The sequence below is a fragment of the Flavobacterium rhizosphaerae genome (assembly GCF_046000445.1).
Lineage (GTDB): Bacteria > Bacteroidota > Bacteroidia > Flavobacteriales > Flavobacteriaceae > Flavobacterium > Flavobacterium rhizosphaerae.
The window spans coordinates 1-16,098 of the sequence record NZ_JBELPZ010000005.1; the positions used below are offsets into that span (position 1 = coordinate 1).

The window sequence follows — 16,098 nt, forward strand, 5'->3', positions numbered from 1 at the left end:
TATGACATTTATGTTATCGACCTTGCCAAAGGCACTGCTGCAGAGGCTAAAAACGTAGGCCTTCCGGTAAACTCAGGTAAAGATGATTTTGCCTTTAGCTTTAACGACACTAAGGAGATGGGCTTTTTCTCGAGTAACCGTGATGGTTTTGACAAGCTTTACAGCGCTACGCCGGTATGTGGTGTTGAAGCCATAGTTATGGTACGTGATGCCGATACGCAGGAGCCTATTGCAGTAGCCAAAGTATCGATACTTGATGAGAAGAACAACGTGATAGAAACCCGTGAAACCACAGCTGACGGCAAAGTGGTCTACAATGTAGACTGCAACCGCAAGTACACCATCCAGGTAAGTGCTGAAGGGTATGAGAACAACAGCTGGCCTATACAGGAGACTAAAGGCGGCACTGTAACGGTAAATGCCGACATGAAGCCTATAGCACCCCCTGTTGACCCTATAGTGGTAAGCGACATCTACTTTGAGTTTGATAAGAGCAACATCACCAAAGAGGCTGCTTTTGAGTTAGACAAGATTGTAGGTTTGATGCAGAAATACCCTGAGATGGTTATTATGGTAAAAGCACACACCGATAACCGTGGTAGTGACCGTTACAACATGAGGCTGTCTAACCGCAGGGCTAAGAGTACGGTACAGTACATCATCTCTAAAGGCATTAGCAAAGAGCGTATCTCAGGCCAGGGTTATGGTGAGAGTGAGCCGCTTATCGACTGTAAAGCAAACTGTACCGAAGAGGAGCATGCTAAAAACAGGAGAAGTGAGTTTGTTATTGTGAAGAAAGGTGAGGAGTCAAAGTAAACCAAACGCGTTACTTAACAAACCTTACCAAATAATTATAGGGGCTGCTTAAGGGCAGCCCTTTTATATTATAAATTTTATGTAGTATTTTACTTGGCTGTAAGCTGTTAATGGAAAATATTACAAAGTAATATTTGAGAGGATACAGGTTTACTGTTTTAAGGGCCTTATAAGCTGCATTTTTAAGTAATGAAGGAATGGTATAATGTGGTATAAGGACATCATGAGTAAACTTATTAGAACCAAAAAAGAGGCTTTTAAAGCCTCTTTTTTTATGGTAATTAGTAAACTATCAATTAGTTTACCGTAATATTATCAATCTGTATGGTTGTTGTAACACCATTGCCGCCATGATATTCAAAAACAAAGAAACCATTTCCGGTTAAGCCCGCAGGTATGGCATACGTTCCTGCTGTTGTAAATGAATTTTGAGAAGTTCCCGGTGTTGTTGGGTAGTTAAGGTTATTAAACTCAGATGTAATGTCAACAAAAGTATCTACATTAAATACATCCCCGGCTTCATAATTTTCTTCGGTTACATAATAAACCTTTAAGCATTCGCCAGCCATATAGCGTATCTCTTTATCAAAAGTAAAGCTACTGGCATCGCCAAAGTTTACAGGCACAAAAAAGAAGGTACGGGCAGTTACGCCATTAGGGTTACTACTGCCTGCATAAGAGGTCATTTCAATGTATTTATTGCTGCTGAAAGTTGTCAGTTCCCAATACCTGCCGCCTACAAGATAGTCATTAATATATTTAGGAAAAGCCTGTTGATCTACAGCATAGCTTTCAAAATCTTCTGTAAATGAGCCTGAGAAAGTAATATCGGCACCACCTTTAGCTGTTGGGCTCAGGCTTCCAAAACGCTCCTGATCCAGTTTTATATCCTCTTCAGAACGCGCCATAAACTGAAAGTCGCTTCCGTATTTGGTAAGCACACCCCTTACGCGCCCGCTGTTGGCAGGAATAACATCTCCTGAAAAATTAGCATAGCTGCTGGTTCGGAATATAATACTGTTGCCTAATTCGTCAATAAGCCTCCTGTTAGTGGCGCCACCTGCAGTATTTTCATCATCATCTTCATCAAAATACGTACCGCCTAAATACTGATATTCAAACTGAACGTTTTCAAGTTCTATCAGTGTATTAAGGTTGGCATTATTTAAAGCTTGGGTTATAGACATTGTTCGTACCAATTGCTCCTCACTAACCTTTTCAGAACATGAGGGTACCAAATGCTCTTTGTAATCAAACTGGCTTATACGGCCAATTGAGCCATTATAAAGCGCTCCTATAGCCAGTGAACTGTTTACCTTAGCATAATATAAGCTATCCAGCTTTATATATACTTTGTTTCCCGGGTAAAAGCCTTCGCCAAATAGTGAGTTATCATCTATAGCCACACTAAAGCCAATTGGGGCCTGCCCTTCGGTGGGCAGTGTTTGCATGTAAACGGTTTTAAAGAAGTTACCCCTTTCATCGCTTGAGTTTACATAGGCTTCTATAATATCTTCCTGGTTAACCACCTGGTTGGTATACATAACCGGTGCAGTACCAGCCATGGCAAATAGTTGTGCAGGGGTTTTATTTGCTATAAGCCCCGGGTTTTCGCATTCTACAACTACGGTACCGTAATCATCGTTATTTGCACAGCCAGAAAATACAGCAGAAAATACTACTGTAAGGGCTGCAGCTTTCAAAAATTTTGATTTCATAATAATTTTTTTGTATTAGTGTATAAATACATTGTCTACCTGGTAAGACCCGTCTAAAGCACTGTTGTTTCCACTACCCACTACCTTAAAGCCAATGTATGCAGTACCGCTAAAGTTTGCAAGGCTTATATCTCCTGAGTCCATAAATTCAAAATACACAGCATTGGTGCCGGGCGTATCGGCATCAAGCCTTGTCCATGTGGCGGTATCAAGGTTTGTGCCGTTAAAATCGGTCGAGATAAATACTTCAAATGTGTTATCTGCAGATGTTACATAGCTTTGTGCCACTTCAAAGTTTAATATCCTGCTGTTGTTTTCTGGAAGTTCAAAAGCAGGTGAAATAAGCCATCCCACATTTACATCATTACCCGACTGAAATGAGCTGAATTCAGCATAGCCATTGCCGCTGTATTTTTGTATCTTCCATACAGCGCTGCCTGTTTGGGCTATATTAAGCCAGCCTTCGGTAACTAAAATGGTGTTATCGGCACCCATGTTAAATTGTTCGCCAATAATTACAGGTTCGTATGGAGGCAGTTCCGTATCGTCATCGCTTAGACAGCTTGTAGCTAAAAGGGCTACAAAGGCAGTGTACATTAAATTCTTCATATAATTCTTCATAGCTTTTTAAAAAGTAAAGTATAGGTTTACAAAATATGTTCTTCCGTATCCGTAAAAATATTTAGGGGCAAACGGGGGGGTACCACTGGCCACATCCTGTCCAAGCTCCTGGTAGTTTGCATTTCTTCCCTGTTCAAAGCCACCTGTTTTATAGGTTTTATTAAATACGTTGTTTATGCTGGCAAAGAAACCTACAAGGTGTTTGCCAAACTTCCATGATTTACCACCCTGAAGGTTGAATAAAAAGAAATTATCAAATTTTTCCTGTTTAAGCAACTGGCTGGCATACGCCTCATCAACATTAGCAAAAGTATAGCCTGTTTCCGGATTATGGAAAAAGTTTGAGGTTCTTAACAGTGCCGATACATCTAAATAGTTATTGCCAAGGTAGTTTCCGTTAGCGCCAATCCACCAGTAATGCGGGTCGCGGTACTCCAGCCCTAAAGAGTAAGCCTGTTGCGGCATGCCGGCAAGCCTGTAGTTTTTAAGGGAAGATTTTCCGAAATTAACCGATGTAATAGGGGTGTTAATGTTTGTTACGCCGTCATCTGTGTTGCTAAACTGTGCCAGTGCATCATTATTAACCGTAACATTAGGGTTATTATCATAGGTATATTGCCCGTATGAAGCTGAAGCCATAACCTTTATGGTAGAGGTTACCTGATACTCAAGACCAAGCTCTCCGCCCATCATTTTTTTATTTATGCCGGTAACGGTTTCTGCAATAAAAGCATCGGCATCAGCCCCAACACCTTCAAACACACCTTCGCCATAAAAGAATGAGGTTTCAACCGCATTTTCTATCATGTTATAAAAACCGGTTACACGCCCTTTAAATTTAGGCGCCCTTATTATATAATTAATATCTCCGCCATATATGGTTTCGCTATCAATACCGTTAACAACGTTGTTGTTAAGCCTTGCGTTAGGAAAAGTATTACGTAACGTAGGGGCTTTGGTCATATATATACCGTTAACGGTAATCATATTACGGCCGTTTAATTTATAATTAAGCCCGCCCTTTACACCATAATTTTCAAAATCAATTTTTTCGCTTTTGCCAAAAGAGTTGTTGGCATAAAGCCCGTTGCGGTAAAGCCCCTCCCTTTGGTAATCAGAATGAGAATAGTTAAGGCCGGCGTAAAAATCTATTTTGGTGTAGGTAAATTTAAATTGAGCAAATACATCTGCCACGTTAGCAAACAGGTTGTAGTTGTAACCGTAAGTATCACCAACAACTACGCGCCTGTCGGGGCTATTAAGGTTGCTTTGCGCAAAGTCTCCCGCATAATAACTATCTATATCCTCAAAATACTGTCCGCCCAAAAGGTCGAGCAGGTTTTGGAAGTTATGTGATTTTGTATGCCTGTAAGTAGCACCCGCATTAAGTGTAATATGATCTGTTAACAGGGAACGGAAAATAGTATTTGCCGTTAATGTTTTATCATCAGTACGGTCTTCATACAAAACATAAGCGCTACGGCCTGTTGCTGTGCTTTGGTTAGCCCTGTACATGGCATCCCAGTCAAGCTGGCGGTTGGTTAAAAACGGCGCCTGTGCTGCATTGGTAAGTTGTGGCTCCTGGTCGCCAATAAAGCCAAGGTCGTTATCATACATTGAGGTAAAGTAGCTTGGCAGGTTACGGTAATAGGTAGGATCCGGGTTTTTAGCATTTTGGTAGTCTATACGGCTGTTACCTATTTTACCAAACTGGTAAGCCACGTTGGTGGTTAAAGAGCTGTTATCATAAATTTTCCAAAAATGGCTAAGCATTAAAATAGGTTCTTCTACATCCTTATCTCTCGAATTACGTTTTTTACCATCCTGGTAGCCCCAGTATGAGTTGTATTTTACCCCCGCAAGGTTTGTAACCTCCTGCGTGTTAGGAGAATTTTTACCCCTGCTGTTATAGGCATAAATACTGGTAAAGTTAAGGCTGTGGTGGTCATTAAATTTCTTTTCAAGACTTGCAAAAAATGAATTGGCATCATAATCGGTACCTTCAAAGTTACCTTCTTCGGCACCCCTTTTAGAGGCAGAAATTACATAAGCCCATCCATCTTTATTAAGGCCGGAAGCATAAGTAGCCATAACCCTCCAGTTATAATTTGTATTGGCGCCCGAAAAAGAAACCCTTCCGCCCGGCCTGTATATAGAGGCGCGCGTATTAATTTCCTGAGTACCTAATATATTTCCAAACGTATAATCACTTGGGGTGGAGCCCATGGTAAATTCCTGGTTACGGGTAGCATCGTTAAGCCCGCCCCAGTTGCTCCATTGTGGCCTTCCGTCATAAATCTTATTCATGATAACACCATTTATCATGGTCATACCATACTCATTGTCAAGGCCTCTTATCCTAAAGCGTGCCTGGCCCCAGTTAAAGGCGGCAGCCTGCTGAAAAATATCTCTTGATGCCTGTAGTAATCCGGCTGTATTTTCAGAGCCGCTGTTATCATCACCAAGGTCGTTATCGGTTATGGTAATAAGGCTTAGCTGCTGCTCAGATGTAATATCAAGTTCAAGCGAAATTACACCCATATCAAGGGTCTGCCCGTCATTAATTTCAACAGTAAATGTTTGCAGTACATACCCGGTACTGTTTACAACAATTTCAACTTTTCCGGGGGGAACATCGTTAAAAACAAAAACTCCTTCTGCATTGGTAACAACACTTTGCCCGGTACTTTCAATAGTGGCAACTACATTTTCAATAGGTTTCTGGGTTTTAGAGTCGAGTACTTTACCCGATACAGAAGCCGGAAGCTGAGCCCACGCACACATTACCTGCATCAGGATTAAAAGGCTGAAAAATAGTTTTTTCATAGGTAAAATTTGAATTAATCTTTCTATTTCGTCAAGTTAAAAATTTCTTAACGGGCGCAAATGTACACCATTTCAAAATATTATTTACTTTTGGCACCCCATTTGTTATAAAAATTGATATTAACTTAATATATTATAATATAGTAATGATAAAGCATTTAAGAGTTATTTTTTTATTCATAATTACCCTGCAATTTGCCCATGCACAAGGCGGAAGGCAGTTTAAGGTGCACACAGTTTCTTTCTATAATCTAGAAAACCTGTTTGACACCACAGACGACCCGAAAATTAATGATGATGACTTTTTACCTAACGGATCATACCACTGGACCACTGAAAATTACAAAAAAAAATTATCAAATCTTTCCCGCGTAATTGCAGAGATAGGCTCTACAGATAACCCCAACAATGCCCCGGTAGTAATTGGGGTATCTGAGGTAGAGAACAGGGGTGTACTGGAAGACCTGATTAAACAACCCGCACTGGCTAAATACGATTATGGAATTGTACATTTTGATTCGCCCGATAAGAGGGGTATTGATGTGGCCCTTTTATATCAGAAAAAATATTTTATACCGGTAAGTTACAAAAATATACCCTTATATATATACAGGGATGGTAATGTTGGCAAGAAGGAAGATTATAAAGAAGATGATGATAACACAGAAACCGGACGTGTGTACACGCGTGACCAGCTCTTGGTAACCGGTATGTTAGACGGTGAGCAGATAAGTTTTATTGTAAACCACTGGCCGTCGCGCTCGGGTGGCGAAAAGAGGAGCAGCCCTTTTAGAGAAGCAGCAGCAGCCCTTAACAGGAAAATTGTTGACTCGCTTTACAAAAATAACCCCGATGCTAAAATTATTACCATGGGAGACCTTAACGATGGCCCGTATAATAAAAGCGTGAAAAAGGTTTTAGGGGCAAAAGCCACACCCGAAGAAACTAAAAAAGGGGGGCTATATAACCCGATGGAAGAAATGTCTAACAAAGGTATTGGTACCCTGGCCTATCGCGATGCGTGGGACCTTTTTGACCAGATGATTATTTCTGAACCATTACTAAAAAAAGATTATAGCTCTTTCCGCTACTGGAAAGCCGGTGTATATAACAAAGCATTTATGACCCAGCAGGACGGGCGATACAAAGGGTATCCATTACGCAACAGTAATGGGGAGGCTGGTTTTAGCGACCACTTTCCCGTATATCTGTACCTGATAAAGGAATTATAGCTTTTTAAAATATAAACAAAAAAATGCCAGTGTATAAGCTGGCATTTTTTTGTTTTAGTACCTTTAAGGTAAATTTAAAAAAAACATTTTGTTATGGCTATTATGAAACCTTTTAACCTTAATAAATGGGTTGAAGATAACCGCCACCTGTTAAAACCCCCGGTAGGCAATAAAAACATATACCCCGATGCCGAAGATTATATTGTAATGGTAGTGGCTGGCCCTAATGCGCGAAAAGATTACCATTATAATGAAACCGAAGAGCTTTTTTACCAGTTAGAAGGCTCTATAAAAGTTATAGTTCAGGAAGACGGGCAGCGCAAAGAAATGGAACTTAATGCGGGAGATATGTACCTTCACCCGGGTGGCGTGCCCCACTCGCCGGTGCGTAGTGAAGGTTCAATAGGTTTGGTGGTAGAACGGGTTCGTGCCGGTAAAGGCTTTACTGACGGGCTTTTATGGTTTTGCGAAAATTGTAACAATAAACTGCATGAGGTTTATTTTGAACTGCACGATATAGAAAAAGACTTTTTGCCCCATTTTAAACACTTTTACAATAGCGAAGTCCTACGGACCTGTAGCAAATGCGGTACGGTTATGGAAGCCGACCCAAAGTTTGTAGCACAACCAGAAGGCTAATACTTTGGCAGCCCGTGCTAAAACCTTATATTTGTGAAAATATAACACAAACAGCTTAAAAAGTTATAAAATGGCAACACTTACTGATGTATCCGGAATACAGAAAGCACTAACACAATTAGGTATTACCGAAGTAAATAAAGGCAGTTCAACCGGCAGTAATAATTTTGCTGGTGGCGAAATAATATCATCATTTTCACCGGTAGACGGTTCGCTTATTGCAAAAGTGCAAACCTCCTCTGAAGAAGATTATGAAAACGCTATTGCCAAAGCCCAGGAGGCTTTTAAATCCTGGAGAATGGTACCCGCGCCAAAACGCGGCGAAATTGTACGCCAAATGGGCGATGAGCTTAGAAAGTACAAACAACCCCTTGGTGAACTGGTAAGTTTTGAAATGGGAAAAAGCCTGCAGGAGGGCCTTGGCGAAGTGCAGGAAATGATAGATATATGTGATTTTGCCGTAGGGCTGTCACGTCAGTTATATGGGCTAACCATGCACAGCGAACGCCCCATGCACCGCATGTATGAGCAATGGCACCCACTGGGTATTGTTGGTATAATTTCAGCCTTTAACTTTCCGGTAGCGGTATGGAGCTGGAACAGTATGCTGGCCTGGGTTTGCGGAAATGTATGCATTTGGAAGCCAAGCGAGAAAACACCACTTACAGGGGTTGCCTGCCAGAATATAATAAGGACAGTGCTGGAAAAAAATAATGTTCCGGAAGGTGTAAGCTGCCTGATTAATGGAAGGGAAATTGGAGAAAAGCTAACTAATGATACCCGTATACCACTTGTTTCTTTCACAGGAAGCACAAAAGTTGGACGTGAAGTGGGTAAGACAGTGGCAGGGCGATTTGGTAAAACTATATTAGAGCTTGGCGGTAACAATGCCATCATAGTTTCAGAACACGCCGATATTAATATGGTACTTGTTGGTGCCGTATTTGGCGCAGTGGGCACGGCCGGGCAGCGTTGTACCACTACACGCCGACTTATAATTCACGAAAGCATATATGATAAAACCCTTGAGGTATTAAAAAGTGCTTATAGTCAGTTAAAAATTGGAAACCCGCTGGACAGCAGTAACCACGTAGGGCCGTTAATTGATAAGGATTCGGTACAAAACTATCTGAATGCTATAGAAAAAGCCAAAGCCGAAGGCGGTAAAATAGTGGTTGAGGGCGGCGTTCTGGAAGGTGAAGGCTATGAGAGCGGCTGCTACGTAAAGCCATGCATTATTGAGGCAGAAAACGGTTATGACATTGTTCAGCACGAAACCTTTGCGCCAATTTTATATGTAATGAAATATAGCACTTTAGAAGAAGCTATTGCCATGCAAAATGATGTGCCGCAGGGGCTTTCTTCATCTATATTTACCAATAACATGCGCGAAATGGAGCTGTACCTGTCTCAGGCAGGGAGCGATTGCGGTATTGCCAATGTAAACATTGGTACCTCCGGAGCCGAAATAGGCGGTGCATTTGGAGGCGAGAAAGAAACCGGCGGCGGCCGCGAAAGTGGTTCTGATGCCTGGAAAGCCTATATGCGCAGGCAAACCAATACCATAAATTATGGCGCCAGCCTGCCGTTGGCACAGGGTATACGTTTTGACTTATAGTTTTTAAATTATACTCATAATACAATGGCGGCCCCGGGGCCGCCATTGTTGTTTTTATTCAAGCGTAACTTTAAGCAACTGCCTTTTCCCCTGGCTATATCCTAAAAAGTAGATTTCCCCGGTTTGTTGGGCTACATGCCCGTATGAGGCCTTATAGAACATATCTCCTTTATCATAATCTAAAACAGGTTTATATTCCATATTTCCATTGGCATCAATACATATAATATAAAAGCTGGAGTGTTTTTGTTTATTTTTTTCAAAACTCACACGTGTATCATCTAACCTGTCTAGGTTTGTTGAGGCATTAACAAAATAGTAGGTTTTATCTCCTTTTATTACAGAAGCGTATGAATATAAATAAGGCTGGTCTTTCGGAAGTTCTTCACTTTTATTAATATTACGAGACCATAATAGATTACCTGAATCATCTATTTTGCCTGTAATAATATCATCATAACTATACATATAATAATACATATTTGGCTTTGCTGAGTTGCGTTGTACATTCAACTCTGATGAAATATTATATTCTTCTGCATTAAAAACAATATCATTGTTATCTGTAATGTATACGCTACGAAATTTAACCGGTCCTATTTTTTGGGCTTTCTTTTTTCCATATCTGTCGGTCATAAATTGTTGACTAAAAGGATTATAAACGGTAGTTTCAATTTCCATGGTTTTGGGGTCGGCGGCGAAATAGCAAAACCCTTTGGGATCAGTGGGCTTATCAGTAACATATAATCCAATACAGGCTATCTTATCTTTTTTAGGAACTACTTTAACAAAAAAAGGGAGTTCTTTATCACTGCCAAGTATATTAGATTTTATTCCGTCTTTTGTTACGCTTGTAAGCTCTGATTGATAGTCCCACTTGCTTTTCTTTTTAACATTTTTTGATAAGGAAATATAATAAACTGCTTCTCCATCAAGGCTTACGGCAAGGTTGTCAAACGTAAAATCTTTATCTTTTAATGTGTTTTTATATTCCTGTTTAAACTTTAAATGGAGTGTTGTACCATCATAAACATAAATATCATGTTGTTCTTGTTTGTTTTTGACTAGCTTTAATGCTATGGCAAAAGCATTTTTATCTGCATTTACAGCCATGCTTCCTGTTTTATCTTCATCTAGACCGGCTGCACTCATAAGATGGGTAGCAGTGTCAATATAAGAAGCGTTCACGTTAAAAAGTTCTGTGGATGTAAATTTAAAATCATCTATACCTGCTGTAAATGCAGCACAGATATAGGTCTTTTTGTCAGGTGCCTCCCTCAAATCTACAAAGTAAATTTTGTTGTTTTTTATATACATCCCCAATAAGTTGCCTTCTGCTTTGCCTGTTTCATAAAAGTAGCTGTTAACAAGCTTCATATTACGGTCATAATGCTCAAAACTATAGGCTTCAAAATCATATGGGTCATAGGAATCATTAGATAAGGTGCGTGCCATAATAACCCCTTTTTCCCCAAGATCTTCTATATAAGCGATGTTAGAACGGTAATAATCATCTGTAAAAACTTCGCTGGTTTGGCTCTTAAAGTTTAAACCCTGTGCAAAAGATGTTACAATGGCAAAAAATGCCATAACACTGCAAATAATTGTTTTCATTGGTTTGTAAAATTAAATTTGCTTCAAAAATAAACTTTAAGCGTTTACTAAAATAAAAAATATTCAGTAACATTAACAAAGTATAACATCAGCTTAAGATTTTTTAAAGAAAGTTGTTTAGTACCTTGTGCAGATAACCTTGTAAATAACAACTTATGAAAAAATTTGCTATACTTTTTACGTTTCTTGCCGTTGCGGCATGTTCTTCAGATGATGATTCTTCTGATAATTGTACCGATGTATACACAGCCGGTTTAATTGTAACCGTTCAGGATGGCGGCGTTATGATGACTGACGGCGTAACCGTTACAGCTACCGATGGCGATTATATTGAAGAGCTTGCTTTACAGACCGATATGAAATTTCACGGTGCTTTTGAACGGGCAGGTACCTACAAGGTAACCGTTACAGCTGCCGGATACCAACCGTATGTTTCGGAAGATTTGATGGTTGATGAAGATGAATGCCATGTAATTACTGAAGAAATTACGGTGCAGCTGCAACCTGAAGCGGAATAATTTTTTTGTTCTTTAGATTCGGAATAATTATAAATAACTGAAGGTGTTTGGTTTATTAAGAATTTACGCTACATTTGCAGCTGTAAAAATTAAAATCAATAAAAATGCGTTTCACAATATCTAATAACAAGCTACAAGATACAAACGGTATGTTTGTACAGGCGCAGGGGTATTGTGTATTATTTTTCGGATAGATATAATCAATAATATAATATACAGCCCCGCGACATTGTCCCGGGGCTTTTTTTATGCCCATGCTAAAACAAAATTTACATAACAGCATATATAACCGTCCGGATTTTATTGGGCAAAACGGCTATTATAGCTCAGGACCGCATATTCCCTTGTGAAAGGAGGAATACAACCTTTTTGTAAGGTAAAGCCCGGTCCCGTTAACGACCGGGCTTTTTAATTAATTAAAATAAAATGGCAAAATTAAAATTAAGGGGTAACCACCTCATAGCAATAGGTTTTCCGCAAAACCAGGCAATTAGTATTGCAATGGAAGACATGAAGAAGTATTATAAAAGAGAATCAAACGAAAGGGTATTGGCAATGCTGAAGCACGTTCTTGCCGAACCTGAAAAATTTAAAGGCCACGGCATTTTCGGGCGTACAGCAGAAGTGCTTCTGGATGCTAAAAAAACCGAAGCCCGAAAGCTGAATACCACCCGGGCACCATATACTATTTTTGGTGAAAACGGTATTGATGCCAGTGCCAAAGAGCAGCTATATACGGCGCTAAAGTTACCGGTAAGCAAAGCCGGCGCCTTAATGCCCGATGGACATGGGGGTTATGGCCTGCCCATTGGCAGTGTGCTGGCTACAGAAAATGCTGTAATACCCTATGGGGTTGGTGTAGATATTGGCTGCCGTATGTGCCTGAGTATTTTTGATATAGATACCTCTTACCTGGAAGGGCATAAAGATAAGTATGTAGGTATACTCAAAAACCATACACGTTTCGGGATGACAGAGGTGCACAGTAGTCCGGCCGACCATGAAATTTTTGAGCGAAAGGAGTTCAGCACAATACCCATTATTAAAAACCTGAAGGATAAAGCCTGGAAACAACTGGGTTCCTCAGGAGGAGGTAACCACTTTGTTGAGTTTGGCCAGGTAACAATTGCGGGCCATGACAGGGTTTTGGGGCTGCCTGCCGGCAATTATGTAGGAGTGCTTTCGCACAGCGGTTCCCGCGGGCTGGGTGCCAGCATCGCAAAAGAATATACCAACAGGGCCATGAAGCAAACCCCTTTGCCCAGAGAGGCAAAGCACCTTGCGTGGCTGGGCCTTAATACGCACGATGGGCAGGAATACTGGCTAGCCATGAACCTGGCTGGCGATTATGCCTCTGCCTGCCACCACGACATACACAGGCGTATTGCAAAAGCGATGGGTGCAAGGCCGCTGGCAATGGTAGAAAACCACCATAATTTTGCGTGGAAAGAAGTAGTAAACGGGCAGGAGCTTATTGTGCACCGAAAAGGGGCAACCCCGGCAGGTAAAGATGTGCTGGGCATTATACCCGGTAGTATGGCTTCGCCCGGATTTATTGTGAAAGGCAGGGGCAACGTGGCATCACTCAGTTCGGCATCCCATGGTGCGGGCAGGCTTATGTCACGCTCAAGTGCCAAACAGCAAATTACAGGCAGCGAACTCAAAAAGGTGCTGGCGCACCACGGGGTAACGCTACTGGGTGCCGGGCTGGATGAAGCGCCCATGGCCTATAAAGACATTTATAAAGTTATGGCACAGCAAACAGAACTGGTTGATGTTCTGGGCACTTTTACCCCTAAAATTGTGAGGATGCACAAAGGATAATAAATGGTTTATAGTAAGAAGAAGATACATTTTAAAAACAAAAACAATGGGAATTACCACCTACGAAGTGATGTACATCCAGGCAAGGGATAATTACCCTTATAATGTGGAGGAGTGCATTGAGAAACTTCAATATGTAATTGCGGCCGATAATGAACATGCCGGCGCGCACTACCTTATGGGGCAGATTTATGAGGAGCAGCTTACTGATTATAAACAGGCAGAGTATTATTACAGGATGACGCTTTACCTTGACAGGGATTTTGCACCAGTATACAGCCAGTATGCCACGATGCTCATTAACCTGAACAGGATTGAGGATGCTTATAAAATTATTGAGGCAAGCCTTAGGGTACCCGGTATAAAAGAGGCAAAAATGGATTACCTGAAAGGTTTGTTGTACGAGAAGTATGAAATGTACAATACCGCTATAGATTTGTATAATAAGGCAAAACTTGGCGGACTGAACAATGAGTTTATTAGCTGGATGGACGGGCATATACAACGGGTGAAAGACAAAAAAGCCCTACAGAAAAAGCTCAGTAAAAAGGCTAATAAAAATAAGCCTTCAACATCTAAGAAAAAGCAAAAAGCTTCTTGACGAAAATCCGCACTAATGCGGATTTTCTTTTTAATTCCGTCCCCCTTCTTCGGGGTATAAGGTATGCACAGGGTCGCTTTGCCAGTATTCTTTAGTATCGGCATTCATTATGGTAAGCGGGCCTTTATAAGCAGCCCCGGTATCCAGGTTCCAGATGTTGGCTTTGTTTACAGGGGTGGTTTCACTAAGGCGGCTCACAGGAGTATGCCCAATATACACTTCCTTATAATGGGTAAAGCGTTTGGGGTAAAACGGGCTGTCTTTTTTTATATTGGTATCAAGAGCCAGGGCTGTTTCCCAAAGGGTCCTGTCCCAATAAAAAAGCTTACTGAAATATTCGTGCGTAACGCCATTCATATTGGTAAAACCGGCATGCACAAACAGGCGGTTGTTTTCATCCAGAAAATAGTCTTCAAGGCTTTCCAGAAAAAGTATATGCACCTGCTTTGTAGCGTCATCAAGTGTATTATAGGCCTCCATGGTACTGCGCCCGCCATGGTTAAACCACTCTTCGGTATATTCACCTGTTTTTAGCCATTCCATTACCAAATCGTCATGGTTACCGCGAATAAATACACAGTTATGGGTAGCTTTCAGTTTAATAAGATAATTAATAACCGGTACCGATTCGCTCCAACCGTCTACATAATCTCCCAAAAAAACAAGACGATCACCTATAGCTACGCCAGCCCGCTCAATTATTTGGGGCAGTGCCCTGTAACTGCCATGAATATCGCCAATAACAAAAGTCCTGCTCATTAAATTTAATTCTGGTTAAAACTATAAAGGTACATTTTTACAGGTATTACAAAAATGTAAAAACAATGTTTTAACATGTAGTTAATTTGCAGCTTTGTCATATTTCATTTTGCGGAGTATACGCATAGCTTCTTTAAAAGAAACAAAAACAGCAGGGTCGGGCCATGCTTTTAACAAGGGCTTCGCCTCGGCAAGTTTTTGTTTGGCCTCGGCAAAATTGTTAAGGTAGCATATCATTAACGTGCTGGGCAGGTTAAGCAGCTCTTTTCTTTCGCGGGGCAATAAGGGTATCTTTTTTTCAAGCTTGGTTAAAAGGGTAAGGTTGGCATTATAAATATGGTGCAGCATTTTGCGGTTATATTGTGGGGGTTCAAACAAAAGGTTGCTATCTATTTTATAATAGCCGTTCTCTTCAAAGCGAATACTTACTTCTTCCAACGGGTAGTAGCTTGTTCTGTCATTTAAGCCCAGGGGCACATATTCTGTAATAGAAAACGTGTCTTCATCAAAAGTAATGCTTACTTCATCCAAAGCCGAGTAAAACAGCTTTACCTGCTCGTTTATCAGTTCAATATCTACGCGGGAATAATAGGTTTTTCCTTTTACTGTTTTTTTATGCCCCGCCCAGCACACCACAAACAGCTCTTTAAACACCTTGTAGCCCGAAGCCATATCTTTGTGGCGGTTATTCAAAAAGTCTATAACCCCCTCTAAAGTATATGCAATACTGTTGTGTGAACTGTTTTCTATAGAAGATACAGTTACCATATTTTGCATATCCGGGGCGGGTACAATGCTGCTTTCCAGCGGAATGGAATTACTGCCACGGCGTATGAATATGGCCCCGTAGGGTATATTATATACCCATTTTTTAAAATAAGATGTTTTATGGTTAGGGCTTATGGTAACCAGCCCGATAACTTTATCTTTTGGCAGGTTGGGGAAGGGTACATTTTCATATTGTATGCGCGGCGGGTTTTCTAAAAACGCATTTACCAGGTTTTGTATGCGGCTGTCATCATAAAAATCGGCACCTGTAATTTCATTGTCATGGTCTTCTACGCCAACTACTATGTATGAATTATTATTGGGGTTAGAGTTAGACAGGGCACAAATATGCTTTACAAACTTAGCCTTACCCTCTTTGGTGTGCAGGTTAAGCTGTCGCTTTTTATCATAAAAACTGCTCTCATCATTATGAGCCAGCAGGTTTTTTATAAGCAGGCGCTTGTTAATCATGGCTTATGGCTTAGCGGTGCGGTTAAGATACTAAATAATGAAACCTTTTTTATAGTTGCTTATCCATATTATC

Annotated in this window: 13 protein-coding genes; 7 read left to right on the forward strand and 6 right to left on the reverse strand. The window is 40.7% G+C overall.

Annotated elements, in window-relative coordinates; genetic code table 11:
- The coding region (locus tag ABS766_RS06565; protein WP_408084331.1) for an OmpA family protein at window positions 1–816 on the forward strand (816 nt) is incomplete at its 5' end.
- Between the two features lie 296 nt (window positions 817–1,112).
- Here ABS766_RS06565 and ABS766_RS06570 read toward each other — a convergent pair.
- From ABS766_RS06570 to ABS766_RS06580, 3 genes are read right to left on the reverse strand one after another with little or no spacing between them, the layout of a single operon-like run.
- Complete coding sequence (locus ABS766_RS06570; protein WP_408084332.1) at window positions 1,113–2,534, reverse strand: DUF5689 domain-containing protein; 1,422 nt, start codon at window positions 2,532–2,534, stop codon at window positions 1,113–1,115.
- Between the two features lie 15 nt (window positions 2,535–2,549).
- Complete coding sequence (locus ABS766_RS06575; protein ID WP_408084333.1) at window positions 2,550–3,143, reverse strand: choice-of-anchor J domain-containing protein; 594 nt, start codon at window positions 3,141–3,143, stop codon at window positions 2,550–2,552.
- 18 nt (window positions 3,144–3,161) lie between these two features.
- Window positions 3,162–5,981 carry a carboxypeptidase-like regulatory domain-containing protein gene (locus ABS766_RS06580; RefSeq protein ID WP_408084334.1) on the reverse strand — a complete coding sequence of 940 codons (2,820 nt, stop codon included), beginning with the start codon at window positions 5,979–5,981 and terminating at the stop codon, window positions 3,162–3,164.
- A 146-nt stretch (window positions 5,982–6,127) separates the two neighbouring features.
- On the opposite strand from ABS766_RS06580, the gene ABS766_RS06585 reads away from it, so the two are divergent.
- The 3 genes from ABS766_RS06585 (at window position 6,128) to amaB (ending at window position 9,470) form a co-directional block, all read left to right on the forward strand.
- Window positions 6,128–7,213 (forward strand): endonuclease/exonuclease/phosphatase family protein, encoded by a 1,086-nt coding sequence (locus ABS766_RS06585; protein WP_408084335.1) that lies wholly within the window; start codon window positions 6,128–6,130, stop codon window positions 7,211–7,213.
- A gap of 93 nt (window positions 7,214–7,306) precedes the next feature.
- Window positions 7,307–7,852, forward strand: coding sequence for a 3-hydroxyanthranilate 3,4-dioxygenase (locus ABS766_RS06590; protein WP_408084336.1), 546 nt, complete (start codon window positions 7,307–7,309; stop codon window positions 7,850–7,852).
- A gap of 70 nt (window positions 7,853–7,922) precedes the next feature.
- Complete coding sequence (gene amaB, locus ABS766_RS06595; RefSeq protein WP_408084337.1) at window positions 7,923–9,470, forward strand: L-piperidine-6-carboxylate dehydrogenase; 1,548 nt, start codon at window positions 7,923–7,925, stop codon at window positions 9,468–9,470.
- A gap of 54 nt (window positions 9,471–9,524) precedes the next feature.
- On the opposite strand, the gene ABS766_RS06600 is transcribed toward amaB, so the two are convergent.
- Complete coding sequence (locus tag ABS766_RS06600; protein WP_408084338.1) at window positions 9,525–11,084, reverse strand: hypothetical protein; 1,560 nt, start codon at window positions 11,082–11,084, stop codon at window positions 9,525–9,527.
- A 155-nt stretch (window positions 11,085–11,239) separates the two neighbouring features.
- Here ABS766_RS06600 and ABS766_RS06605 point away from each other — a divergent pair, with 155 nt between their 5' ends.
- From ABS766_RS06605 to ABS766_RS06615, 3 genes are all read left to right on the forward strand, one after another.
- A complete protein-coding gene (locus ABS766_RS06605; RefSeq protein WP_408084339.1) occupies window positions 11,240–11,602 on the forward strand; it encodes a carboxypeptidase-like regulatory domain-containing protein in 363 nt (120 codons plus the stop codon).
- A gap of 426 nt (window positions 11,603–12,028) precedes the next feature.
- Entirely contained in the window at window positions 12,029–13,426 is a 1,398-nt protein-coding gene (locus tag ABS766_RS06610; protein WP_408084340.1) for an RtcB family protein, read from the forward strand.
- Between the two features lie 46 nt (window positions 13,427–13,472).
- A complete protein-coding gene (locus ABS766_RS06615; RefSeq protein ID WP_408084341.1) occupies window positions 13,473–14,027 on the forward strand; it encodes a tetratricopeptide repeat protein in 555 nt (184 codons plus the stop codon).
- Between the two features lie 30 nt (window positions 14,028–14,057).
- Here ABS766_RS06615 and ABS766_RS06620 read toward each other — a convergent pair whose 3' ends face one another.
- Window positions 14,058–14,786, reverse strand: a complete 729-nt coding sequence (locus ABS766_RS06620; RefSeq protein WP_408084342.1) for a metallophosphoesterase family protein — start codon at window positions 14,784–14,786, stop codon at window positions 14,058–14,060.
- An 81-nt stretch (window positions 14,787–14,867) separates the two neighbouring features.
- Window positions 14,868–16,025, reverse strand: a complete 1,158-nt coding sequence (locus ABS766_RS06625; RefSeq protein WP_408084343.1) for an ATP-binding protein — start codon at window positions 16,023–16,025, stop codon at window positions 14,868–14,870.
- Window positions 16,026–16,098 lie beyond the last annotated feature (73 nt).